Below are 478 nucleotides of genomic sequence, written 5' to 3'. Positions count from 1 at the left end.
TTACAAGAAGAGAAGTATCAAAAATCAAAAAAGGGATTAGGAGTATTATTCGGGGTAATTGTTTATCGGAGTATTACGATCTGATGAAGTATCTAGATGCGGGAGGAGTTTGGGAGCGTAGCGAAGTAGCCGAAAATAAGACAATTCACGTTGACGATTTATTGAGATCTATACGACACAAGAAAGAATAAAAAGTGGGATTTCCTAAAAAGCACGAACAAAGCGTAAGACGCAGTGTTAGAGTTCCTAAAGTCATACAAGATTTTTTAAAAGAGTATTTTAAAAATAGAGATGATTTTACTGATAATGATTTTATAAATTTACTTATTGAAAATGCCGACGAATACAAGAAATTCATTGCTCTTAAAGCTGCAGAAGATAAGCAGCAAAAACTATTCGCATAATCGCTTCCTTAAAACTGGCATTTATTTAATAATTTGACAAGTGTACCCTTATTAAGGGGTCAAGGGGATATCCC

General features: G+C 33.9%; 2 protein-coding genes. Both read left to right on the top strand.

All coding sequences use genetic code 11. The features are described 5' to 3' along the window. The coding region (locus CYP26_RS10365; RefSeq protein ID WP_219809009.1) for a hypothetical protein at positions 1–191 on the top strand (191 nt) is incomplete at its 5' end. A 3-nt stretch (positions 192–194) separates the two neighbouring features. Then, positions 195–404: a hypothetical protein gene (locus CYP26_RS08480; protein WP_103631084.1), complete on the top strand. Its 210-nt coding sequence runs from the start codon at positions 195–197 to the stop codon at positions 402–404. Positions 405–478 lie beyond the last annotated feature (74 nt).

Source organism: Campylobacter concisus (assembly GCF_002913225.1).
GTDB classification, from domain to species: Bacteria; Campylobacterota; Campylobacteria; order Campylobacterales; family Campylobacteraceae; genus Campylobacter_A; species Campylobacter_A concisus_J.
This window is presented reverse-complemented; position numbering and strand designations above follow the sequence as displayed.